Annotated in this window: 23 protein-coding genes; 14 read left to right on the plus strand and 9 right to left on the minus strand. The window is 69.4% G+C overall.

Annotation, left to right across the window (positions count from 1 at the left end; translation table 11 throughout):
- Positions 1-137 precede the first annotated feature (137 nt).
- The 4 genes from OG214_RS26670 to OG214_RS26685 are packed head-to-tail and all read left to right on the plus strand — an operon-like array spanning position 138 to position 3,357.
- Positions 138-1,169 carry a PhoH family protein gene (locus OG214_RS26670; RefSeq protein ID WP_363085072.1) on the plus strand — a complete coding sequence of 344 codons (1,032 nt, stop codon included), beginning with the start codon at positions 138-140 and terminating at the stop codon, positions 1,167-1,169.
- A 14-nt stretch (positions 1,170-1,183) separates the two neighbouring features.
- Positions 1,184-1,681: an rRNA maturation RNase YbeY gene (ybeY, locus tag OG214_RS26675; protein ID WP_363085071.1), complete on the plus strand. Its 498-nt coding sequence runs from the start codon at positions 1,184-1,186 to the stop codon at positions 1,679-1,681.
- Positions 1,678-2,967, plus strand: a complete 1,290-nt coding sequence (locus OG214_RS26680; RefSeq protein WP_363085070.1) for a hemolysin family protein — start codon at positions 1,678-1,680, stop codon at positions 2,965-2,967. Before ybeY ends, OG214_RS26680 begins: the two co-directional genes overlap by 4 nt.
- A gap of 30 nt (positions 2,968-2,997) precedes the next feature.
- A complete protein-coding gene (locus OG214_RS26685) occupies positions 2,998-3,357 on the plus strand; it encodes an MmcQ/YjbR family DNA-binding protein (RefSeq protein WP_405986171.1) in 360 nt (119 codons plus the stop codon).
- Between the two features lie 25 nt (positions 3,358-3,382).
- Here the strand turns inward: OG214_RS26685 and OG214_RS26690 are convergent, their stop codons facing one another.
- Positions 3,383-4,717 carry an MFS transporter gene (locus tag OG214_RS26690; protein WP_405987623.1) on the minus strand — a complete coding sequence of 445 codons (1,335 nt, stop codon included), beginning with the start codon at positions 4,715-4,717 and terminating at the stop codon, positions 3,383-3,385.
- A 305-nt stretch (positions 4,718-5,022) separates the two neighbouring features.
- Here OG214_RS26690 and OG214_RS26695 point away from each other — a divergent pair, with 305 nt between their 5' ends.
- The 3 genes from OG214_RS26695 (at position 5,023) to era (ending at position 7,404) form a co-directional block, all read left to right on the plus strand.
- The gene (locus OG214_RS26695) at positions 5,023-5,925 is read left to right on the plus strand and encodes a helix-turn-helix transcriptional regulator (protein ID WP_405986172.1); all 903 of its coding nucleotides are present in this window, start codon (positions 5,023-5,025) and stop codon (positions 5,923-5,925) included.
- Between the two features lie 45 nt (positions 5,926-5,970).
- A complete protein-coding gene (locus OG214_RS26700) occupies positions 5,971-6,336 on the plus strand; it encodes a cytidine deaminase (protein ID WP_405986173.1) in 366 nt (121 codons plus the stop codon).
- A gap of 108 nt (positions 6,337-6,444) precedes the next feature.
- The gene (gene era, locus OG214_RS26705) at positions 6,445-7,404 is read left to right on the plus strand and encodes a GTPase Era (protein WP_363085413.1); all 960 of its coding nucleotides are present in this window, start codon (positions 6,445-6,447) and stop codon (positions 7,402-7,404) included.
- 36 nt (positions 7,405-7,440) lie between these two features.
- Here era and OG214_RS26710 read toward each other — a convergent pair whose 3' ends face one another.
- Both OG214_RS26710 and OG214_RS26715 read right to left on the minus strand, forming a co-directional pair.
- A complete protein-coding gene (locus OG214_RS26710; protein WP_363085412.1) occupies positions 7,441-7,710 on the minus strand; it encodes a protealysin inhibitor emfourin in 270 nt (89 codons plus the stop codon).
- Positions 7,711-7,785: 75 nt separating this feature from the next.
- Positions 7,786-8,841 carry a M4 family metallopeptidase gene (locus OG214_RS26715; RefSeq protein ID WP_382864440.1) on the minus strand — a complete coding sequence of 352 codons (1,056 nt, stop codon included), beginning with the start codon at positions 8,839-8,841 and terminating at the stop codon, positions 7,786-7,788.
- Between the two features lie 317 nt (positions 8,842-9,158).
- Here OG214_RS26715 and leuA point away from each other — a divergent pair, with 317 nt between their 5' ends.
- The 4 genes from leuA to OG214_RS26735 all read left to right on the plus strand — a co-directional run bounded on the left by leuA (position 9,159) and on the right by OG214_RS26735 (position 13,653).
- Positions 9,159-10,928: a 2-isopropylmalate synthase gene (gene leuA / locus OG214_RS26720; RefSeq protein ID WP_405986174.1), complete on the plus strand. Its 1,770-nt coding sequence runs from the start codon at positions 9,159-9,161 to the stop codon at positions 10,926-10,928.
- A gap of 196 nt (positions 10,929-11,124) precedes the next feature.
- Complete coding sequence (locus OG214_RS26725; protein ID WP_405986175.1) at positions 11,125-11,832, plus strand: TerB family tellurite resistance protein; 708 nt, start codon at positions 11,125-11,127, stop codon at positions 11,830-11,832.
- A 203-nt stretch (positions 11,833-12,035) separates the two neighbouring features.
- Entirely contained in the window at positions 12,036-12,785 is a 750-nt protein-coding gene (gene recO / locus OG214_RS26730) for a DNA repair protein RecO (RefSeq protein ID WP_093597429.1), read from the plus strand.
- A gap of 31 nt (positions 12,786-12,816) precedes the next feature.
- On the plus strand, positions 12,817-13,653 hold the full coding sequence (locus tag OG214_RS26735) for an isoprenyl transferase (protein WP_383033284.1): 837 nt from the start codon (positions 12,817-12,819) through the stop codon (positions 13,651-13,653).
- Positions 13,654-13,789: 136 nt separating this feature from the next.
- Here OG214_RS26735 and OG214_RS26740 read toward each other — a convergent pair whose 3' ends face one another.
- The 4 genes from OG214_RS26740 to OG214_RS26755 all read right to left on the minus strand — a co-directional run bounded on the left by OG214_RS26740 (position 13,790) and on the right by OG214_RS26755 (position 17,393).
- Entirely contained in the window at positions 13,790-14,239 is a 450-nt protein-coding gene (locus OG214_RS26740; RefSeq protein ID WP_363084968.1) for a Fur family transcriptional regulator, read from the minus strand.
- Positions 14,240-14,323: 84 nt separating this feature from the next.
- Positions 14,324-15,247, minus strand: a complete 924-nt coding sequence (locus tag OG214_RS26745; RefSeq protein ID WP_405986176.1) for a metal ABC transporter permease — start codon at positions 15,245-15,247, stop codon at positions 14,324-14,326.
- Between the two features lie 2 nt (positions 15,248-15,249).
- Positions 15,250-16,128 carry a metal ABC transporter ATP-binding protein gene (locus tag OG214_RS26750; protein WP_405987624.1) on the minus strand — a complete coding sequence of 293 codons (879 nt, stop codon included), beginning with the start codon at positions 16,126-16,128 and terminating at the stop codon, positions 15,250-15,252.
- A gap of 284 nt (positions 16,129-16,412) precedes the next feature.
- Positions 16,413-17,393: a metal ABC transporter substrate-binding protein gene (locus tag OG214_RS26755; protein WP_405986177.1), complete on the minus strand. Its 981-nt coding sequence runs from the start codon at positions 17,391-17,393 to the stop codon at positions 16,413-16,415.
- A 143-nt stretch (positions 17,394-17,536) separates the two neighbouring features.
- Between OG214_RS26755 and OG214_RS26760 the strand changes: the two genes are divergently transcribed.
- Together OG214_RS26760 and OG214_RS26765 are read left to right on the plus strand one after the other, a co-directional pair.
- Positions 17,537-18,919 carry a glycine--tRNA ligase gene (locus OG214_RS26760; protein ID WP_363084971.1) on the plus strand — a complete coding sequence of 461 codons (1,383 nt, stop codon included), beginning with the start codon at positions 17,537-17,539 and terminating at the stop codon, positions 18,917-18,919.
- 123 nt (positions 18,920-19,042) lie between these two features.
- Entirely contained in the window at positions 19,043-19,249 is a 207-nt protein-coding gene (locus OG214_RS26765) for a hypothetical protein (protein ID WP_363084972.1), read from the plus strand.
- Between the two features lie 56 nt (positions 19,250-19,305).
- On the opposite strand, the gene OG214_RS26770 is transcribed toward OG214_RS26765, so the two are convergent.
- Positions 19,306-20,004 carry a TetR/AcrR family transcriptional regulator gene (locus OG214_RS26770; protein ID WP_405986178.1) on the minus strand — a complete coding sequence of 233 codons (699 nt, stop codon included), beginning with the start codon at positions 20,002-20,004 and terminating at the stop codon, positions 19,306-19,308.
- Positions 20,005-20,130: 126 nt separating this feature from the next.
- Positions 20,131-21,153: an aldo/keto reductase gene (locus OG214_RS26775; protein WP_405986179.1), complete on the minus strand. Its 1,023-nt coding sequence runs from the start codon at positions 21,151-21,153 to the stop codon at positions 20,131-20,133.
- Between the two features lie 248 nt (positions 21,154-21,401).
- Here OG214_RS26775 and OG214_RS26780 point away from each other — a divergent pair, with 248 nt between their 5' ends.
- Positions 21,402-21,638, plus strand: a complete 237-nt coding sequence (locus tag OG214_RS26780; RefSeq protein WP_363084975.1) for a DUF6243 family protein — start codon at positions 21,402-21,404, stop codon at positions 21,636-21,638.
- The last annotated feature ends 131 nt before the right edge of the window (positions 21,639-21,769 follow it).

Here is a 21,769-nt window from a genome sequence, read left to right on the forward strand (position 1 = left end):
CGTACCGCAAGGTTCGGAAACGGCACAGGTAAAAGCCCTGGGGCTTGTCAGTGCGGAGCCGTACGCTGGTACCTCAGAGGTTGTCGAGCGGCGAGAACCCTGCAACGGGAGGTATGCGCAGGCCACAGAGCCGGCCCATGACTCAGACACCTACAGCCCGGACCCCCGCGGAGGGGCAGGCACGTACCCACTTCACCGTCCCCGCCAATCACCCCATGGTGACGGTCCTGGGCTCGGGCGACTCCCTGCTCCGCGTGATCGAGAAGGCGTTCCCGGCCGCGGACATCCATGTCCGGGGCAACGAGATCAGTACGAGCGGCAGCGCGGCGGATGTCGCGCTCGTCCAGCGCCTGTTCGACGAGATGATGCTGGTGCTCCGCACCGGTCAGCCGATGACGGAGGACGCAGTGGAACGTTCCATCGCCATGCTCAGGGCGAGCGAGAACGGCGGTGCGGACGGCCCCGAGACCCCCGCCGAGGTGCTCACCCAGAACATCCTGTCCAGCCGGGGCCGGACCATCCGCCCCAAGACCCTGAACCAGAAGCGGTATGTCGACGCGATCGACCATCACACGATCGTCTTCGGCATCGGTCCCGCCGGTACGGGCAAGACTTATCTCGCCATGGCCAAGGCGGTCCAGGCCCTCCTGGCCAAGCAGGTCAACCGGATCATCCTGACCAGGCCCGCCGTCGAGGCGGGTGAGCGGCTCGGCTTCCTGCCCGGGACGCTCTACGAGAAGATCGACCCGTATCTGCGCCCGCTCTACGACGCACTGCACGACATGCTCGACCCCGACTCGATCCCGCGGCTGATGGCGGCGGGCACGATCGAGGTCGCGCCGCTGGCGTACATGCGCGGCCGCACGCTCAACGACGCGTTCATCATCCTCGACGAGGCCCAGAACACCAGCCCCGAGCAGATGAAGATGTTCCTGACCCGGCTCGGGTTCGAATCGAAGATAGTCATCACAGGTGACATCACCCAGGTCGACCTTCCCGGCGGCACGAAGAGCGGTCTGCGCCAGGTCCAGGACATCCTGGAAGGCGTGGACGATGTGCACTTCTCCCGTCTCACCTCGCAGGATGTCGTACGGCACAAGCTCGTCGGCCGTATCGTCGACGCGTACGAGCAGTACGACAGCCGCAACGACGGCCGAAACGGGAAGTAGAACAAGAGCGCACCATGTCGATCGACGTCAACAACGAGTCAGGCACCGAGGTCGACGAGCAGGCGATCCTCGATGTCGCCCGCTACGCGCTCACCCGGATGCGCATCCACCCGCTCTCCGAGTTGTCGGTGATCGTCGTGGACGAGGCGGCCATGGAGCAGCTCCACATCCAGTGGATGGATCTGCCGGGTCCGACGGATGTCATGTCCTTCCCGATGGACGAGCTGCGTCCGCCGGTCAAGGACGACGAGGAGCCCCCGCAGGGGCTCCTCGGTGACATCGTCCTCTGCCCGGAGGTCGCGAAGAAGCAGGGCGAGGAAGCCCCGACGCGGCACACCATGGACGAGGAGCTCCAGCTCCTCACCGTCCACGGTGTGCTGCATCTCCTCGGTTACGACCATGAGGTGCCGGACGAGAAGGCCGAGATGTTCGGCCTCCAGGCGGCGATCGTCGACGGCTGGCGATCCGAACAGGGGCTCACGGGTCCGTCCCCCGCGCCCACCGTCTCGTGACCGCGCAACTGATCGTCGGAGCGGTCGCCCTGGTCGTCGTCGCCTGGCTGGCGGCGTCGGCCGAGGCGGGCCTCGCCCGGGTCTCCAGCTTCCGGGCGGCCGAGGCCGTCCGCTCGGGGCGGCGCGGCGCGGCCAAGCTGGAGCAGGTCGCCGCCGATCCGACGCGCTATCTGAATGTGGCCCTGCTCGTCCGGGTCGCCTGTGAGATGGCGGCCGGGGTGCTGGTCACCTATGTCTGTCTCAACGAGTTCGAGGAGACCTGGTCGGCGCTGGTCGTCGCGATCGGGGTGATGGTCCTCGTCTCGTATGTCGCGGTGGGTGTCTCCCCGCGCACCATCGGGCGCCAGCATCCGCTGAACACGGCGACGGCCTCGGCGTATGTGCTGCTGCCGCTCGCCAGGATCATGGGCCCGATCCCGCAGCTGCTGATCCTCCTCGGCAACGCCCTCACCCCGGGCAAGGGTTTCCGCAAGGGACCGTTCGCCAGTGAGGCGGAGCTGCGGGCCCTGGTCGACCTCGCCGAGCAGGAGTCCCTCATCGAGGACGACGAGCGCCGGATGGTCCACTCCGTCTTCGAGCTGGGCGACACCCTCGTACGGGAAGTCATGGTCCCGCGCACAGACCTGGTCTGTATCGAGCGGTACAAGACGATCCGGCAGGCGCTGACCCTGGCCCTGCGCTCCGGCTTCTCCCGGATCCCGGTGACCGGTGAGAACGAGGACGACATAGTCGGCATCGTGTATCTCAAGGACCTGGTCAGAAAGACCCATATCAACCGGGACTCCGAGAGCGATCTGGTCTCCACGGCGATGCGTCCCGCCGCCTTCGTCCCCGACACCAAGAACGCCGGCGATCTGCTCCGCGAGATGCAGCAGGAGCGCAGCCATGTCGCGGTCGTCATCGACGAGTACGGCGGCACGGCCGGCATCGTCACGATCGAGGACATCCTGGAGGAGATCGTCGGCGAGATCACCGACGAGTACGACCGTGAGCTGCCGCCGGTCGAGGAGATCGGTGACGGCTCCTACCGGGTCACGGCCCGGCTCGACATCGGTGATCTCGGTGAGCTGTTCGGGTTCGACGAGTACGACGACGAGGATGTGGAGACGGTCGGCGGACTGCTGGCCAAGGCGCTGGGCCGGGTCCCGATCGCCGGGGCGAGCGCCGAGGTCGAGCTGCCCGACGGGCGCGGCCTGCGGCTGACGGCGGAGTCCCCGGCCGGCCGCCGCAACAAGATCGTCACCGTCCTGGTGGAGCCGGTGCGCAAGGAGGAGCCCGCCGCGTGACACCGGAGGACGCATGACCTCGGAGGGCGCGTGACACCGGAGGAGCTGAAGGCCTTGTGCCTGGGGCTGAACGGGACGTCCGAGGACGTCCCGTTCCCACGCAGCCCCGGTCTCACGGTCTTCCGGGTGGGCGGCAGGATCTTCGCGTTCTGCGCGCTGGAGGAACGGCCGCTGACGATCGCCCTCAAGTGCGATCCGGAGGAGGCGATCCGGCTGCGCGAGACGCATACCGCGATCGTCCCCGGCTGGCATCTCAACAAGCGCCACTGGAACACGGTGACGGTCGGGGAACTGCCCGCGCGGATGGTGCGGGAGCTGATCGAGGACTCGTACGACCTGGTGGTGGCCGGTCTGCCGAGGGCGGAGCGCCTGCGGCTCGACCGGCCCTGAGGGAGCCCGGCAGCTCAGGCGGCGGTCAGGACCGCGGCGTCCGCCGGGTGGTACGGAGCCCGGCCGCCACCAGCAGCGCCGCCACGACCACGATCGCCGCGTCCACGGCCAGGACGAGCCGTACCCCGTCGTAGAGCACGCTCTGAGCCGCCGCGACCGCGCCCAGCAGCGGGATACCGACCGTGATGCCGATCTGCTGGGTCGTGGTCACCAGACCCGTCGCGAGCCCCTGCTCCTTGTCCGGGACACCCGAGGTCACCGTCAGTCCGTACGAGATGACCGCGACGAGATGGCACATGCTCGCCAGCGAGACACCCACGGTCGCCAGCACGACTCCCGAGCCGCTGCCCAGACCCAGCAGTGTCGCGGTGAACAGCCCCTGACCGAGCAGCGACACGGCCAGGGCGCGACGGGCACCGAAGCGGCCGATCAGCCGGACGGCCAGCGAGCCCGCCACCACGGACAGCACACCCTGGAGCCCGAAGACCAGACCGGTCTCGAAGGCGGACAGCCCGAGCGAGTCCTGGAGATAGAGGGTGAGGACGAAGACCACCGTGCTCATCATCGAGAAGGTGACCAGACCGCCCAGATTGCCGAATGCCACGGTGCGCCTGCGCAGCATGGGCAGGGAGACCAGCGGAGCGGCACTGCGCGACTCGACCAGGGCGAAGGCCACCAGCAGCGCGACGCCCGCGATCAGGGTCACCAGCACATCGGCGCCGCCGAAACCGTGGTCGGCGGCGGTGGACAGCGCGTAGATCACGGCCAGCAGCCCGCCCGTGACGGTCACCGCGCCCGGGATGTCGAGCCGTGGACGGTCGGGGGTACGGGACTCGGGCAGCAGGCCGGGCGCCAGCGCGAGCACGATGAGCGCGGCGACGGCGAGCAGTCCCATCGTGGAGCGCCAGCCCAGTGTGTCGGTCAGCACACCGCCCAGCACCATGCCGATGGTGAAACCGAGCGAGAGCAGGGTGCCGCTGATGCCCAGTGCCCGGTCGCGTCGCGGCCCCTCCGGGAAGGTGGTGGTCAGCAGTGACATCCCGGTCGGGACGATCATGGCGGCGCCCAGCCCCTGGAGCGCGCGCCCGGCCAGGAAGACCGCCGGGTTCCAGGCCAGGGTGGCCACCAGCGAGGCCGCGCCGAAGAGCGCGAGACCGGTGAGGAACAGCCGGCGCCGGCCGTAGAGATCGGCGATCCGGCCGAAGAGCAGCAGAAAGCCGCCGGACGGCAACGCGAAGGCCGTGACCGCCCATTGCAGCGCGGACCGGCTCATCCCGAGATCCGCGCCGAGGACGGGCAGGGCCACATTCAGTACGGAGAAGTCGAGCGCCACCATGAACTGGGCGGCGCACAGCACCATGAGGATCAGCCTGGCCCGGCCGGTGAGCCGCGCGGGAGCGGACGCGGGGCCGGACCCGGGGGTGGGCGCGGGGCCGGACCCGGGGGCGGGTACGGGGGCCGAGGCGGGTTCAAGCGTGCCGGGGTCATGAACCGTGCCGGGCGGACCGGTGTCGGAGGAACCGGTGGTGGAGGTCTCGAATGCCATGCCCGACAGCCTGGGGCGGCAGGAATAGGCGTGGGGAGCGGGAACTTATCCTGTTGGCGGCACCACCAGGCGGGCCGGCGAGGGCAGTTGGGCTGGGCGGTTCGGCAGGGGGGTTCCAGATGGCCACGCGGACCGGGCGGACCGGGGGGACCGGGCAGACCGGAAAGGCGCACCGCCTCAGCGAACTGCGGGAGTTCCTGATGAGCAGACGCGCCCGGGTCAGCCCGGCCGAGGCGGGCCTGCCGGACGGCGGCGCCCGGCGCCGTACCCCGGGGCTGCGGCGCGAGGAGGTGGCCGTCCTCGCGGGCGTCGGCGTCTCCTGGTACCAGTGGCTGGAACAGGGCCGGGACATCACCGTCTCGCCGCAGGTCCTGGACTCGGTGGCGCGGGTCCTCAGACTCAGCGGCACCGAACGGCGCCATCTGTATGTGCTGGCGGGGCTCAACCCGCCCCCGCCGGAGGTGGATCCGGCGGCGCTCGGTATGTGCACCGGGCTGCGGCGGCTGATCGACGCCTGGATGCCGTACCCCGCGCACATCATGGACGGCTACTGGAACGTGATCATGTACAACGACGCGGCCTCGGCGGTCCACGGTCTGCGGCCCGGGTTCTCCCGGAACTGCCTGATCAATTTCTTTACCGATCCGATCTACCGCGCACGGATCACGCACTGGGAGGAGATCGCGCCGCGGATCGTCGCCCAGTTCCGCGCCGCGTACTCGGAGCGTCCCGACGACGAGGGGTTCCAGGCGCTGGTGCGGGAGGCGAAGGAGCGCAGCGACGAATTCGCCTGCCTGTGGGACCGGCGGGACATCGCGCCCGCCGGACAGGTGCGCGAGGAACTGGAGAACCCGCTGGTCGGCACCCTGCTGCTGGAGTCCACCCAGCTCCGGGTGCCGGCCAGGCCCGATCTGGTGATCATGCTGCACACCCCGCTGCCGGAGGCGGACACGGCGGCGAAGCTGGAGTGGCTGGCGTCGCCGGAGGGCCGGCACGGCTCGCTGTACCCGGTCGCGGGCTGACCAGGCCCTGTCCGGCGCACCGGACCCGCTGCCTATGCTCGGCACATGACTGAGAGCACCGATCCCGGCACCGGCCTCGGCCCCGAGGACCGCAAGATCATCACCCTGGCCCGGAGCGCCCGTGCCCGTAACGGCGTACCGGAGGGCGCGGCCGTACGGGACGAGACCGGGCGTACGTATGTCGCCGGCACCGTGGAACTGGACTCCCTCAGGCTCAGCGCGCTGCGCACCGCCGTCGCGATGGCCGTGGCCAGCGGTGCGAACTCACTGGAGGCGGCGGCCGTGGTCACCGACGCGCAGACGCCGTCCGACGAGGACCTCGCGGCCGTGCGTGATCTGGGCGGCGTGGGGACCCCGGTCCTGGTGGCGGGCCCCGACGGCGCGCTGCGGGTGACCGTCGAGGCCGGCTGACCCGCGCGCGGCGCACCGGCCGGTGGCGGTCCGCCCACGGCCGTCGGGGACGCCCGGTGGTGACCGCCGTGGACGATCTGGTCGGCGCGGCGTGAACGATCGGGGAGAATGGGCGCCATGAGCGCTCGTACCTCCTCTCCCGAGACAGCCGAAGTCCCCCACCGGGCGGGCTTCGCCTGCTTCGTCGGCCGCCCCAACGCGGGCAAGTCCACCCTCACGAACGCTCTGGTCGGTCAGAAGGTGGCCATCACCTCGAACCGGCCGCAGACCACCCGGCACACCGTCCGTGGCATCGTGCACCGCCCCGAGGCCCAGCTCATCCTGGTCGACACCCCTGGGCTCCACAAGCCGCGCACCCTGCTCGGCGAGCGCCTGAACGATGTCGTACGGACGACCTGGGCCGAGGTCGACGTGATCGGTTTCTGTCTGCCCGCCGACCAGAAGCTCGGCCCCGGCGACCGGTTCATCGCCAAGGAACTGGCGGCCATCAAGAAGACGCCGAAGGTCGCCGTCGTCACCAAGACGGACCTCGTCGACTCCAAGACGCTCGCCGAGCAGCTCATCGCGATCGATCTGCTCGGCAAGGAGATCGGTCTGGAGTGGGCGGAGATCGTCCCGGTCTCGGCCGTCGGCGACAAGCAGGTCGGCCTGCTGGCGGACCTGCTGGTCCCCCTGCTCCCGGAGAGCCCCCCGCTCTACCCGGAGGGCGATCTCACCGACGAGCCCGAGCAGGTCATGGTGGCCGAGCTGATCCGCGAGGCCGCGCTGGAAGGCGTACGGGACGAACTCCCGCACTCGATCGCGGTCGTGGTCGAGGAGATGCTCCCGCGCGAGGACCGCCCGGCCGACAAGCCGCTCCTGGACATCCACGCGAACGTCTATATCGAGCGCCCCAGCCAGAAGGGCATCATCATCGGCCCGAAGGGCAAGCGCCTCAAGGAGGTCGGGACCAAGTCCCGCAAACACATCGAGGCCCTGCTCGGCACCCCGGTCTTCCTCGACCTCCATGTCAAGGTCGCCAAGGACTGGCAGCGCGACCCGAAGCAGCTCCGCAAACTCGGCTTCTGAACCGCGCGGCCCTGCCCCGCCCTGGCCGGACAGGGTTCAGGCGCCTTCCTTCAGGACGCGGGAGATCAGGGTGCGCTGGGCCTCGGAGAGGTGGGGGTCGGCGCAGTGGAACTCGTGGTCGTCGACGGTGATCCGGTAGCTGAAGCCGTCGGGCACCACGGGGGAGCGGGGGGTCCCGGTGGCGTCCGTCAGGGCCTGTTCCGCGAGTTCCCGCCAGACGGGGGTGTCGGGCAGGGACGAGGTGTCGACCTCGGCCCTGCGCTCGATGCCCGCGAAACCGCCCGTACGACGCACTTCGATACGCATGGCTCCTGTCTAGTGCCTGGAGGGCGGGCGCGGTAGCCGACGCTCCCGCGCCCCATGCCCTTCCCGTCATGCCCTTCACGCCGTGGGGACGCCGACCTGGGACCATGCCTTGACCACCGCCTCGTGCTCCGCCCCGTCCCCGAAGCGGGACCGCGCCGCCGCGACCGTCAGCCGGGCGAAGTCCGCGAAGTCCGCGTCGACGGCCAGTTCGCCCCCGGTCAGCACGTCGAACCAGATCCGCCCCGCCCGCTCCCACGCCTTTCCGCCGAGCCGCTCGGCGAGCAGATAGAACGCGTGGTTGGGGATGCCGGAGTTGATATGCACCCCGCCGTTGTCCTGGTTCGTCCGTACGTAGTCGTCCATGACGGCAGGCTGCGGGTCCTTGCCGAGCACATCGTCGTCGTACGCCGTGCCCGGCGCCTTCATGGAGCGCAGCGCGACGCCGGTGACGCGCGGCGCGAGCAGGCCCTGGCCGATCAGCCAGTCGGCCTGGTCGGCCGTCTGGTCCAGGGTGAACTGCTTGACCAGCGAGCCGAGAACGTCCGACATGGACTCGTTCAGGGCGCCGGACTGCCCGTAGTAGCTGAGATTGGCCGTGTACTGCGTGACCCCGTGGGCCAGCTCATGGCCGATCACATCGACCGGGATCGTGAAGTCCAGGAAGATCTCGCCGTCGCCGTCGCCGAAGACCATCTGCTCGCCGTCCCAGAAGGCGTTCGCGTACTCCCGGTCGTAGTGGACGCTGGCGGTCAGCGGCAGTCCCGCGCCGTCCAGGGAATCGCGGCCATATGCCTTCAGCAGCAGCTCGAAGGTGGCGCCGAGCCCGCTGTACGCGCGATTGACGGTGGCGTCCCTGCCGGGCTCGGCGCCCTCCCCGCGGACCTTCGTGCCCGGCAGGACGGTGCCGTGCCGGCAGTCGTGGATGGCGCGGTCCGGCTTTCCCGTCGGCTCGGCGGCCCGCGACGGCACGACGGCGCGGATCGCCGTCAGCCGGCGTCGCGTGCGCTGGGAGGAGTCGGCCTCCAGGGTGCGGCGGGCGGGCCCGGAGACGGCCGGATCGTCCGCACCCGCGAGCTTGTCGAGGACATGCGGCGGCACGATGGTGCAGAAAACGGGAGTGTTGGCGTCCATAGAGGCAATGTGGCACTCCGTGACGGCGATTGCACCCATCGCGAGCGAGGTTGCTGAAATGGAGTGATCTGTCGGGGTCCGGGGAATACCTTCGTGGATCGAGGAGAGGGCGGTTCCGGTTCCGCATGCTGATACGGACCGGCGAGGACCGTGCGGCTGGGCTAGGCTCCCTCGCATCATGCGTTTCGGGCTGCTTCTCCTTAGCTGCCGCGGCGAGGGCCTGTAAGTCGTAGGCCGACCCCCTCCCCGCGGAGTCTGGCGTTGCGGTGATCACGCCCCGTCGGCCGTCCCAGTGGACACACGAGGAGCCCTGCGCAATGTCTCAACCTTCCTTCGCCTCTGTCGGCGGCGCCACGCCCGTGACGAACGCGACGCACACCCAGCGCCCGTCCGGGATGCCCATCCATAAGTACGGCCGGTATGAGGCCGTGGACATCCCCGACCGCACCTGGCCCGACAAGCGGATCACCGTCGCCCCGCGCTGGCTTTCGACGGATCTGCGTGATGGTAATCAGGCGTTGATCGATCCGATGTCGCCGGTGCGTAAGCGGGAGATGTTCGATCTGCTGGTGCGTATGGGCTACAAGGAGATCGAGGTCGGTTTCCCCTCCTCGGGAGAGACCGATTTCGCCTTCGTGCGGTCGGTCATCGAAGAGGGTGCGGTTCCCGAGGATGTGACGATTTCCGTGCTGACGCAGGCGCGGGAGGAGTTGATCGAGCGTACGGTCGAGTCGTTGCGTGGTGCTCATCGTGCGACGGTGCATCTCTACAATGCGACGGCTCCGACGTTCCGGCGTGTGGTGTTCCGGGGGACGCGGGGGCAGGTCCGGCAGATCGCTGTGGACGGTACGCGGCTGGTGATGGAGTACGCGGAGAAGATCCTGGGTCCGGAGACCGTGTTCGGTTATCAGTACAGTCCGGAGATTTTCACGGACACCGAGCTGGATTTCGCTCTGGAGGTGTGTGAGGGCGTGATGGATGTGTGGCAGCCGGAGGCGGGGCGGGAGATCATTCTGAATCTGCCGGCGACTGTGGAGCGTTCGACGCCGTCGACGCATGCGGACCGTTTCGAGTGGATGTCGCGTCATCTGTCGCGGCGTGAGTTCGTGTGTCTGTCGGTGCATCCGCACAATGACCGGGGTACGGCGGTGGCGGCGGCGGAGCTGGCGCTGATGGCCGGGGCGGACCGGGTGGAGGGGTGTCTGTTCGGGCAGGGGGAGCGGACGGGGAATGTCGATCTGGTGACGCTGGGGATGAATCTGTTCTCGCAGGGTGTGGATCCGCAGATCGATTTCTCGCAGATCGACGAGGTCCGCCGGACCAGTGAGTACTGCAATCAGATGGAGATCCATCCGCGCCACCCGTATGCGGGTGATCTGGTCTATACGGCGTTCTCGGGTTCTCATCAGGATGCCATCAAGAAGGGTTTCGACGCGCGGGAGGCGGAGGCGGCCGCGCGGGGGGTCGCGGTCGACGGGGTCGAGTGGGCGGTGCCGTATCTGCCGATCGACCCGAAGGACGTGGGGCGTTCCTACGAGGCGGTCATCCGGGTCAACTCGCAGTCCGGCAAGGGCGGTATCGCGTATGTCCTGAAGAACGAGCACAAGCTGGACCTGCCGCGCCGGATGCAGATCGAGTTCTCCCGCATCATCCAGGCCAAGACCGACGCCGAGGGCGGCGAGGTCACACCCGGCCAGATCTGGTCCGTCTTCCAGGACGAATACCTGCCCAACCCCGACAACGCCTGGGGCCGGATCCAGCTCCGCTCGGGACAGAGCACCACCGACACCGACGGCCGTGACACGCTGACCGTGCAGGCCGTGGTGGACGGTGCGGAGACGGTGCTCACCGGCACCGGCAACGGCCCCATCTCGGCGTTCTTCGAGGCCCTGGCCGCCGTCGGGGTGGACGCCCGGCTCCTGGACTACCAGGAGCACACGATGAGCGAGGGCGCGAGCGCGCAGGCCGCCTCGTACATCGAGTGCGCGATCGACGGGAAGGTGCTCTGGGGCATCGGGATCGACGCGAACACCACACGGGCGTCACTCAAGGCGGTCATCTCCGCCGTCAACCGCGCGGCCCGCTGACGGAGCCGTCACGGTGGCCCTGAGCCACTGATCCGGCGCTCACCTGGGCGTTTACGAGCCCCGTCCACCCTTCGTGGTGGGCGGGGTTCAGCCATGTCGTGGCGATCTCACGCCGCGGTACTGACGGGGCCCTGTCGATGTGGCTAACATCACGTCAACGCGGCAATGTTGCCGGAGCGTTACGGAGGTGCGCGACGTGCTGCCAGTTCAGGGATCAAGCGGCCGAAAAGTGCGCATCTGCGGCATTCGTACGTCCTGGAACACCGTCGGTGACGGCGAGTTCTTCTGTCCCGACTGCGGGGGCGACCGCAACTACCGCCGCCGCACCGGCCGTCGCCGGTTCACCGTCCTCGGTGTTCCCCTGCTCGCGCGCGGAGTCGCGGGACCCGTGATCGAATGCGCGGCCTGTCACGCCCACTTCGGCACGGACATCCTCGACCACCCCACGACCATCCGCTTCTCCGCGATGCTGCGCGACGCCGTGCACACCGTCGCGCTCGCCGTCCTCGCGGCCGGCGGGATGTCCTCCCGTACGGTCAGGGAGACCGCGGTCCACGCCGTCCGCGCGGCCGGGTTCGAGGACTGCACGGAGGAGCGGCTCACCGATCTGGTGGAGGCGCTCGCCGCCGACACCGGCCGGTTCGTGGTGGGCCCGGATCTGGACCCGGGCCCGTGCGGCGCGGCGCTCGCCATCGAGCTGCACGAGGCGCTGGAGCCGCTGGCCCCGCATCTCGCCCCGGCGGGCCGTGAGTCGATCGTGCTCCAGGGCGCCAGGATCGCCGTGGCCGACGGACCGTACAGCCCGGCGGAGCGCGAGGTGCTCAGCGTTGTCGGCGGCGCGCTGCTGCTGTGCTCGGACGACACGGAGAGACTGCTGCTGGCGGCATCGGGAACGCCCTCCTGAGCGCGGCCTGAGGTCGGTCTGAGCGCCGCCTGGACGCGGTACGGGCGCCGCTGGAGCCATGGGCCCTGAGCGCTGTCCCACGCGCGCCGGAGCGGCGTCCTGCGGCATCCCCGGCAGAGGACGGGCGGGCTGCCCCCCGGCCCCCCGCCCCCGCGCGTCCCGGTGCGGCTCGGCGGTCCGCGCCCATGCGGGAGAATGACGCCATGAGTCTGTTCCGGGACGACGGCGTCGTGCTGCGCACCCAGAAGCTCGGTGAGGCCGACCGCATCATCACGCTTCTGACCCGCGGCCACGGACGCGTCCGCGCCGTCGCCCGGGGGGTACGCCGCACGAAGTCCAAGTTCGGGGCGCGGCTGGAACCGTTCTCCCATGTCGATGTGCAGTTCTTCGCGCGCGGCAGCGAGCTCATCGGCCGCGGACTGCCCCTGTGCACCCAGAGCGAGACCATCGCTCCGTACGGTGGCGGCATCGTCACCGACTACGCGCGCTACACCGCGGGGACGGCGATGCTGGAGACCGCCGAGCGCTTCACCGACCACGAGGGCGAGCCGGCCGTCCAGCAGTATCTGCTCCTGGTCGGCGGGCTGCGCACGCTCGCCCGCGGTGAACACGCCCCTCATCTCATCCTGGACGCCTTCCTGTTGCGCTCCCTCGCGGTCAACGGATACGCGCCGAGCTTCGACGACTGCGCCAAATGCGGACTCCACGGGCCGAACCGATTCTTCTCAGTGGCGGCGGGCGGGGTCATATGCGGCGACTGCCGGGTGCCCGGCAGCGTCGTACCCTCTGCTGAGGCCGTCGGACTGCTGAGCGCGCTGCTGACCGGCGACTGGGAGACGGCCGACGCGTGCGAGGCGCGACATGTCAGGGAGGGCAGCGGGCTGGTGTCCGCCTATCTGCACTGGCACCTGGAGCGCGGTCTGCGCTCGCTCAGATACGTAGAGAAGAACTGATACGTAGAGAAGATTTGGGAGACGAGAGCGCATGGCACGACGCGGAATCCTGGGACGTTCCCGCCGCGAGTACAAGACGCCCGAGCCGCACCCCTCGGGCGCGCGGCCGCCGAAGATCCCCGCCGAGCTGGTGCCCCGGCATGTGGCGTGTGTGATGGACGGGAACGGCCGCTGGGCCAAGGAGCGCGGTCTGCCGCGCACCGAGGGCCACAAGGTCGGTGAGGGCGTTGTTCTCGATGTGCTCAAGGGCTGTCTGGAGATGGGCGTCAAGAACCTCTCCCTGTACGCCTTCTCCACCGAGAACTGGAAGCGCACGCCCGACGAGGTGCGCTTCCTCATGAACTTCAACCGCGATGTCATCCGGCGCCGCCGGGACGAGATGGACGAGCTGGGTATCCGTATCCGCTGGGTCGGCCGGATGCCCAAGATGTGGAAGTCGGTCGTCCAGGAGCTCCAGGTCGCGCAGGAGCAGACCAAGGACAACGACGCCATGACGCTCTACTTCTGCGTCAACTACGGCGGGCGCGCGGAGATCGCGGACGCGGCGCAGGCGCTCGCGGCGGATGTGGCGTCGGGGAAGCTCGACCCGGCCAAGGTCAACGAGAAGACATTCGCGAAGTACCTCTACTATCCGGACATGCCGGACGTGGATCTCTTCCTGCGCCCCAGCGGTGAGCAGCGCACGTCCAACTATCTGATCTGGCAGAGCAGTTACGCGGAGATGATCTTCCAGGACGTGCTGTGGCCGGACTTCGACCGCAGGGATCTGTGGCGGGCCTGTCTCGAATACGCCTCCAGGGACCGGCGCTTCGGCGGGGCACTGCCCAACCCGGACGAGCAGGAGGCGGAGGAGATTCCGCGGGGCTGACCGTCTCGTCCGGTGCCGGACGGGCCGGCTGTCCGCCCGCCCGGCACCCGGGGACGAACGCCCGGCCGGTCGACCGGCACCCTGGTCCCGGCCGGTCGGACTCCGGTCCTTCCCGGACAGGACCTAGTTGCAGGACCTAGTTCTTCGCGGCCTGGCCCGCGCACTCCGCGCATTCCGCGCAGGTGCCGAAGATCTCCACCGTGTGCGCCACGCTCACATAGCCGTGCTGCGCGGCGATCGTCTCGGCCCACTGCTCCACCGCGGGCCCCTCGACCTCGACGGCCTTCCCGCAGACCCGGCAGACAAGATGGTGGTGGTGGTCGCCGGTCGAGCAGCGGCGGTAGACGGACTCGCCGTCGTTCGTCCGCAGTACGTCGACCTCGCCCGCGTCGGCGAGGGACTGGAGCGTGCGGTACACCGTGGTCAGTCCGACCGAGTCACCGCGGTGCTTGAGCATGTCGTGGAGCTCCTGCGCGCTGCGGAACTCGTCGACCTCGTCGAGTGCCGCGGCCACCGCGGCACGCTGGCGGGTCGATCGGCCGCGCACGGGGGCCGCGCTCGATCCACCGCTGGGCGCAGTCGTCACAGGTGCCTCCTTGCCTCTGCCCGAATCCACCGGGCGTTGCCCGCTTCCCTCGGGCCATTCTGCCAGTTCGTGACCGGCTCGCGGTCAGACTGTGAGGTCGTCCGCGGGCCTGCGGCCGGGGGGCCCGTCCTGAGCGGGGGTTACGTCTGGTACGCCCGTGGCCCGCCCCGCCGCCTCGGCGCTCCGCAGCGCCCCGGCCCGCCGTCTCGCGAGGGGGGTGGCGAGGACCGTCAGCACCACGAAGACCCCGATCGCCAGCAGCACGATCGTCGCGCCCGGCGGTACGTCCTGGTAGTACGAGGTGACCGTACCGGCGAGCGTCGCCGCCGTGCCGATCACGACCGCGAGCACGAAGGTGACCGCGAACGACCGGGTGATCTGCTGGGCCGCCGCCACCGGCACCACCATCAGCGCGCTGACCAGCAGCAGTCCCACCACCCGCATGGCGACGGTGACCGTCACCGCGGCCGTGACCGCGATCAGCAGATTCAGCGTACGCACCGGCAGCCCGGTGACCCGGGCGAACTCCTCGTCCTGGCTGACCGCGAAGAGTTGCCGCCGCAGTCCCACCGTCACCAGCACCACGAAGGCGGCGAGCAGCGAGATCGCGGTCACGTCCGACGGTGAGACCGTCGACAGCGAACCGAAGAGATACGAACTGAGATTGGCGTTCGAGCCGTTCGGCGACAGATTGATCAGCAGGACGCCGCCGGCCATCCCGCCGTAGAAGAGCATCGCCAGCGCGATATCGCCCCGAGTGCGGCCGTACGCCCTGATCAGCTCCATCGTGATGGCACCGGCCACCGAGACCAGCGTCGCGATCCATATGGGACTGACGGAGAGCAGGAAGCCGAGGCCGACCCCGGTCATGGCGACATGGCCGATGCCGTCGCCCATCAGCGCCTGGCGGCGCTGCACGAGATAGATACCGATGGCGGGGGCGGTGATACCGACCAGCACGGCCGCGATCAGCGCGCGCTGCATGAACGCGGTCTGGAGGATTTCCATGGTCAGGTCAGCAGTCCTGTACGGAGCGGCTCGCCGGCCGCGTGGGGATGGACGTGATCGTGGCCGGGCAGGGCGTGCTGGCCGAGGGCCTGTGGCGGCGGTCCGTCGTGGGTCACACAGCCGTCGCGCAGCACCACCGCGCGGTCGATCAGCGGCTCCAGCGGGCCCAGTTCATGGAGGACGAGCAGCACGGTCGTACCGGCGGCCACCTGCTTGCGCAGTGTCGCCGCGAGGATGTCCTGGCTGGTCAGATCGACGCCCGCCATCGGCTCGTCCATGATCAGCAGCTCGGGACCGGCGGCGAGCGCCCTGGCTATCAGTACGCGCTGGTGCTGGCCGCCGGAGAGCGCGTCCACGGAGTCCTTGGCGCGGTCGGCCAGCCCGACCAGCTCGATGGCCTCCTCGACGGCCGCGCGGTCGGCCTTGGAGGGCCGGCGCAGCTTCGTACGGGAGAGCCGGCCGGAGGAGACGACCTCGCGGACGGTGGCGGGCACCCCGCTCGCCGCGGTGGTGCGCTGCGGTACGTAACCGACGCGCGCCCAGTCACGGAAGCGGCGCAGCGGGGTCGAGAAGAGCGATATCTCGCCGCCGGTCAGCGGGACCTGGCCGATCACGGAGCGTACGGCGGTGGACTTGCCGGAGCCGTTGGCGCCGAGCAGGGCCACGACCTCACCGGGGTGCACGGTGAGGTCGATGCCGCGCAGCACGGTGCGTGAGCCGAGCGTGGCGGTGGCACCGCGGACGGAGACGACCGGAGCGCCGTGCTGAGCAGCGGGTCCTCCGTCCGCGGTGGCTGTGTTCCCGGCCGTCTCCGGAGCACGCCGGGGGCCGGGCGACGGGGAGCCGGGCGCCGAGGGGCGGTGTGTCCGCTGAACCGGCAGGAGGCCTCTCGGCACGCCCTGTCCGGGTGCGGCCGGGTTCGCCGGTGTCCGGTCGGCAGCCGGCCGGCCCTGGGCGGTTCCGCTCGGCCCGGCCCCGCTCGGCCCGGTGCCGATCGGTGCGCTGTCGGCCGGTGCTATGCCGTCTTCGGGGCTCCCGGTCCCGGCGGCGCCGGCATCCATGGCGGTGGGCGCCGTCGCGGCCTCCGGCGCACGCGCCTCGCGGGCCTGTTCGCCGCTCTCCATGGTCGCCATGTGCCGCGCCTCCGTTGCTGCCGTCGGCCGGTTCATTTCGCGCCGAGTGCTTTCTGCAGCGCGGCGAGGTTGGCCTGCATGACCTCGATGTAGTCATCGCCCTTCGACCGGTCCGTAATTCCCTCCAGCGGATCCAGGACGTCCGTCTTCAGTCCTGAGTCCGCCGCGATGGTCTTGGCGGTCCTGTCGCTGGCGAGCGTCTCGAAGAATACGGTGCTGACCTTGTCCTGCTCCGCGATGGTCTCCAGTTCCTTGATCCGGGCGGGGCTGGGCTCGGCCTCGGGGTCGATACCGGCGATCGCCTCCTGCTCCAGGCCGTAGCGCTCGGCGAGATAGCCGAAGGCGGCGTGGGTGGTGATGAAGGTCTTGGTGGCGGTGTCCGCGAGGCCCTGCTTGAACGCGGTGTCCAGCCCGCCGAGCTTGGTGACCAGCGCGTCCGTGTTCTTCCGGTAGGTGTCCGCGTTGTCCGGGTCGGCCTTCTCCAAGGTGGCGCCGACACCCTTGGCGACCTCGGCGTATCTCACCGGGTCGAGCCAGATGTGCGGGTCGTTGCCGTCCGCGGTGGACTCCTCCTCGGCCGCGTGCTCGTCGGCGGCGTGCTCATCGCCTCCGTGTACATGACCGACCTCGGTGCCGTGCTTCTCCAGCGTGGTCAGGGACGCCGCGTCGACGATCCGCTCCACCCCGGACTGGTCGATCGCCTTGTCCACGGCGGGCTGGATACCCTTGAGGTAGACAATGACGTCCGATTCGCCGAGCTCGGCGGTCTGCCGGGGCTTCAGCTCAAGATCGTGCGGCTCGACGCCCGGCTTGGTGAGCGTGGTGACGGAGACATGATCACCGCCGATCTGCTGGGCCAGGAATTCCATCGGGTAGAACGACGCCGTGACCGCGAGCTTGTCACCGCTCTTCTTGTCGGCGGCGTCGGAGGAGGAGCAGGCGGACAGCGCCACCAGGCCGAGCGTGACGGCTCCGGCGAGGGTGGCGGTGGGTATCAGGCGTCGTGCGTTCATGACAGTCATTTTCAACAAAACTGGAAACGATTGTCAACAAGCGGCGGGTATGTCTCTTCCCGCGCACCGATTTGATCGAAGGGGTGCGCCCGCCGCTAATCTGAAGCATTCGCGTTCGTCGTCGTCGTAATGAAGAGAGCACCGTGGCCGCCGACAAGATCGACACCATCGTCAACCTGAGCAAGCGCCGTGGCTTCGTCTACCCGTCCAGTGAGATCTACGGCGGGCAGAAAGCCGCCTGGGACTACGGGCCGCTCGGAGTCGAGCTGAAGGAGAACATCAAGCGCCAGTGGTGGCGCTACATGGTCACCTCGCGCGAGGACGTTGTCGGTATCGACTCGTCGGTGATCCTGGCCACGGAGGTCTGGGAGGCGTCGGGTCACGTCGCGACCTTCACCGACCCGCTCACCGAGTGCACGTCCTGCCACAAGCGGTTCCGCGCGGACCACCTGGAAGAGGCGTACGAGGAGAAGCACGGCAAGGCCCCCGCGAATGGCCTCGCCGACCTCAACTGCCCCAACTGCGGCAACAAGGGCACCTTCACCGAGCCCAAGCAGTTCTCCGGCCTGCTCTCGACCCATCTCGGCCCGACCCAGGACACCGGCTCGATCGCCTACCTCCGGCCCGAGACCGCGCAGGGCATTTTCACCAACTTCGCCCAGGTGCACCAGACTTCGCGTAAGAAGCCGCCGTTCGGCATCGCGCAGATGGGCAAGTCCTTCCGGAACGAGATCACTCCGGGCAACTTCATCTTCCGCACGCGCGAGTTCGAGCAGATGGAGATGGAGTTCTTCGTCAAGCCGGGCGAGGACGAGCAGTGGCAGGAGTACTGGATGGAGCAGCGCTGGAACTGGTACCGCGACCTGGGTCTCCGTGAGGAGAACATGCGCTGGTTCGAGCACCCCAAGGAGAAGCTCTCCCACTACTCCAAGCGCACCGCCGACATCGAGTACCGCTTCTCCTTCGGCGGCAGCGAGTGGGGCGAGCTGGAGGGTGTCGCCAACCGCACCGATTACGACCTCAACGCGCACTCCAAGGCATCCGGCCATGATCTGTCGTACTTCGACCAGGAGGCCGGCGAGCGCTGGATCCCCTATGTGATCGAGCCGGCCGCCGGTGTCGGCCGCACGATGCTCGCCTTCCTCCTCGACGCGTACAACGAGGACGAGGCGCCCAACGCCAAGGGCGTGCTGGAGAAGCGCACCGTGATGCGGCTCGACCCGCGGCTCGCGCCGGTCAAGGTGGCCGTGCTGCCGCTCTCCCGCAACCCGCAGCTCTCGCCGAAGGCCAAGGGCCTCGCCGAGGACCTGCGGCGCAACTGGAACATCGAGTTCGACGACGCGGGCGCCATCGGCCGCCGCTACCGCCGCCAGGACGAGATCGGCACGCCGTTCTGTGTGACCGTCGACTTCGACACCCTCGACGACAACGCGGTGACCGTGCGCGAGCGCGACACGATGAAGCAGGAGCGTGTCTCGCTGGACCAGATCCAGAGCTACCTCGGCGGCCGGCTGATGGGCTGCTGACCCGATCGCTGATCGCGGCCGGTGACCGCCCGACGGTCACGGTCGTGGCTCGAAGCCCCCGGTTCCACCACGGAACCGGGGGCTTCGTTGCACACTGGGCCCACGCGTCAACAGGAGGCACGGATGCCGTCCACGACCACCAGCAAGGTCAGCAGATGGGATCAGCACGGGCGTGAACATGTCGTACGCGTCCAGAAGGCGGGTGTACAGCGGTCGTTGACCTGTGACACCTGCGGCTGGCAGAAGAACGCGCAGTTCCTGCCCTGGCTGAAAGCGCAGGAACATCTCACCGAGGCCCATCAGGCGACGGTGGACCCGGCCGGCGGCTGACGAGCGGGGTCGGCCAGGCGGCGGCAGTGGGCGCGGGCGGCGCGCACCGCCCTCGCTCAGGGCCGCAGGCCACGCAGCACCAGATCGCAAACGGCGCTGAACTCGTCGTCGATCGTGGGCTTCCGCCACTCCGGGGCATACGAAGGGTCATGAAAGCGGGCCGTGGCGGCGAAGACCGCGCCCGCCGTCGTCGCCGGGTCGGCCGCGACGAACTCGCCCGCCCGCACGCCCTCTTCGACGATCCGGGTGAGCTGACGCGTCAGCTCGGTGAGATGAGCGTCGACCACACCACTGCTCTCGCCGATGAGCACGGAGAAGGTCGCGAACAGCTCGGGATCGTCCCCCGCCTTGTGGCGCTTGGTGTCGAACAGCGTCAGCAGCCAGTCACGCAGCTTCTCCGGACCTGGCTCGGGCGCCCGCTCCGCGTCCGCCCCGGCTCCTGGCCCGGCCTCCGCGCCCGGTCCGGCCTCCATGTCCGCGCCCGGCCCCGCCTGCGGCTCCGCGCCCGGCTCGGCTCCAGCCCTCCGCGCTCCGTCCGTGATCCGCGCCAGAGCCACTTCCGTCCGGCTCAGCCAGCGCGCGGTGACCGCCTCGCGCAGTGCCGCCTTCGTACGGAAGTGCCGGTAGACACTGCCATGGCTGACGCCGAGCACCCGGGCCACATCGAGGACCGTGGCCTTCGCCGGACCGTAACGGCGCAGCACCTCCTCGGTGGCTTCGAGGATCCGCTCGGCGGTCAGGGACTCGGTGGCCATGGATGTCCGACCTTTCGTGGCCCGTACGGCGGGACGCGCATACGGCGGGACGCGACAGATGACATTACCTGTCAGGTCCGACAACCCGACGGCTGAGCGGTCGCGGCCTGCATCGCCGGTGAGCGCTCAGCGCTCGCTGTCGAGATGTGCCATCTGGGAGCTCGGATAGCGGTCACCCGCGGCGGCGTCGGCCGGCACCGCGCGTTCGATGGCGGCGAGATCCTCCGCGTCCAGTGTGACCCCGAGGGCGCCCAGGGCCTCGGTCAGCCGGTCCTGCCGGCGCGCGCCGATGAGCGGCACGATGTCCTCGCCCCTGGAGAGCACCCAGGCGATGGCGATCTGGGCGACCGTGACGCCCCTCTGCTCGGCGATCTTCCGCAGGGACTCCACCAGTCCGAGATTGTGTTCGAGATTGTCGCCCTGGAAGCGGGGGCTCACCGCACGGAAGTCGGTCGGGCCCAGCGCCCGGTCACGGGTGAAGTGGCCGCTGATCAGTCCGCGGGAGAGCACTCCGTACGCCGTGACACCGATGCCCAGCTCGCGGACGGTGGGCAGGATCTCGGCCTCGATACCGCGCGAGATCAGCGAATACTCGATCTGGAGATCGGTGATCGGGGCGGTGGCGGCCGCGCGGCGGATGGTCTCCCCACCGGCCTCCGAGAGACCGATATGGCGGACATGGCCCGCCCGCACCAGCTCGGAGATGGCGCCGACGGTCTCCTCGATCGGGACCCCCGGATCGACCCTGGCGATCCGGTAGATGTCGATGTGGTCGGTGCCGAGGCGCCGCAGGGAGTACGCGGCGAAGTTCTTCACGGCCGCCGGACGGCCGTCATAGCCGCTCCAGCCGCCGTCCGGATCGCGCAGAGCGCCGAACTTGACGCTGATCAGGGCCTGTTCGCGCGCGGCGGCCGGGGCGGTGCGCAGCGCTTCGTCGATCAACAGCTCGTTGTGGCCCATCCCGTAGAAGTCGCCCGTGTCGAGCAGTGTGATGCCCGCGTCCAGGGCGGCGTGGATGGTGGCGATGGACTCGGCGCGGTCGCCTCCGTCGTACATCCCGGACATGCCCATGCAGCCGAGTCCGATGGCGGAGGTCAGGGGGCCGGTGGTGCCGAGGCGACGGGTGGGGAGGGCGGGGGTGGTGGACATGCGTTTCCTCCATGCGGATCGCGGCGGATCGCGAGTGACACCGACAACAATGGCATGACGGATGACAGATTTCAATTTCTGTCAGCGACTATGGCCGATGCTCGCCATAATTGCGTTACGTCCCGGTCCCGGCCGGTGGTAGCGTCACGGGCATGTTCTTCCAGATCTACGAGTGAGAGCGCGGCGGTCACGGCCCGCCCCCCACCGACGAATCCGCAGATCACTTCTCATCACTTCGGGAGAACCCCGTGGCAAAGAGCCGCAACAACCTTCTTGGCGTGGGCGGACAGCGCAAGAAGCTGTCCCGCGCCGATCAGCAGGGCAACGGCCCCGCACGTAACGCCGACCGCAAGGCCGCCGCCGACCAGAAGGCGGAGCTGCTGCGCAAGATGCGTGAGCGCGCCGCCGGTCAGGAGCAGGACGAGGACGGGCCGGACGCCGCCCCGGCCCCGGAGACGGCCGAAGGATCCGCCGCGCAGGACTGACGCGTACAGGACTGACGCATACGGGACACGGACATACAGCGGAGCAGGGTGACGGGCCCGGACCACCTCGGTGGTCCGGGCCCGTCGGCGTCCGTCGTGCCTTACGGCGCACGCCCTCGTCCGCCGTCCCC

Source organism: Streptomyces sp. NBC_00872 (genome assembly GCF_045161915.1).
Taxonomy (GTDB): domain Bacteria; phylum Actinomycetota; class Actinomycetes; order Streptomycetales; family Streptomycetaceae; genus Streptomyces.

Excerpts from the sequence above, each read along its gene's own strand:
- OG214_RS26695 (WP_405986172.1), top strand. The coding sequence starts at position 5,023 with ATGGCCACGCGGACCGGGCGGACCGGGGGGACCGGGCAGACCGGAAAG.
- OG214_RS26745 (WP_405986176.1), bottom strand. The coding sequence starts at position 15,247 with ATGGAAATCCTCCAGACCGCGTTCATGCAGCGCGCGCTGATCGCGGCC.
- ybeY (WP_363085071.1), top strand. The coding sequence starts at position 1,184 with ATGTCGATCGACGTCAACAACGAGTCAGGCACCGAGGTCGACGAGCAG.
- OG214_RS26775 (WP_405986179.1), bottom strand. The coding sequence starts at position 21,153 with ATGTCCACCACCCCCGCCCTCCCCACCCGTCGCCTCGGCACCACCGGC.
- recO (WP_093597429.1), top strand. The coding sequence starts at position 12,036 with ATGAGTCTGTTCCGGGACGACGGCGTCGTGCTGCGCACCCAGAAGCTC.
- OG214_RS26765 (WP_363084972.1), top strand. The coding sequence starts at position 19,043 with ATGCCGTCCACGACCACCAGCAAGGTCAGCAGATGGGATCAGCACGGG.
- OG214_RS26755 (WP_405986177.1), bottom strand. The coding sequence starts at position 17,393 with ATGAACGCACGACGCCTGATACCCACCGCCACCCTCGCCGGAGCCGTC.
- OG214_RS26735 (WP_383033284.1), top strand. The coding sequence starts at position 12,817 with ATGGCACGACGCGGAATCCTGGGACGTTCCCGCCGCGAGTACAAGACG.
- era (WP_363085413.1), top strand. The coding sequence starts at position 6,445 with ATGGGCGCCATGAGCGCTCGTACCTCCTCTCCCGAGACAGCCGAAGTC.
- OG214_RS26715 (WP_382864440.1), bottom strand. The coding sequence starts at position 8,841 with ATGGACGCCAACACTCCCGTTTTCTGCACCATCGTGCCGCCGCATGTC.
- OG214_RS26710 (WP_363085412.1), bottom strand. The coding sequence starts at position 7,710 with ATGCGTATCGAAGTGCGTCGTACGGGCGGTTTCGCGGGCATCGAGCGC.
- OG214_RS26700 (WP_405986173.1), top strand. The coding sequence starts at position 5,971 with ATGACTGAGAGCACCGATCCCGGCACCGGCCTCGGCCCCGAGGACCGC.
- OG214_RS26770 (WP_405986178.1), bottom strand. The coding sequence starts at position 20,004 with ATGGCCACCGAGTCCCTGACCGCCGAGCGGATCCTCGAAGCCACCGAG.
- OG214_RS26670 (WP_363085072.1), top strand. The coding sequence starts at position 138 with ATGACTCAGACACCTACAGCCCGGACCCCCGCGGAGGGGCAGGCACGT.
- leuA (WP_405986174.1), top strand. The coding sequence starts at position 9,159 with ATGTCTCAACCTTCCTTCGCCTCTGTCGGCGGCGCCACGCCCGTGACG.
- OG214_RS26690 (WP_405987623.1), bottom strand. The coding sequence starts at position 4,717 with ATGGTGCTGTGCGCCGCCCAGTTCATGGTGGCGCTCGACTTCTCCGTA.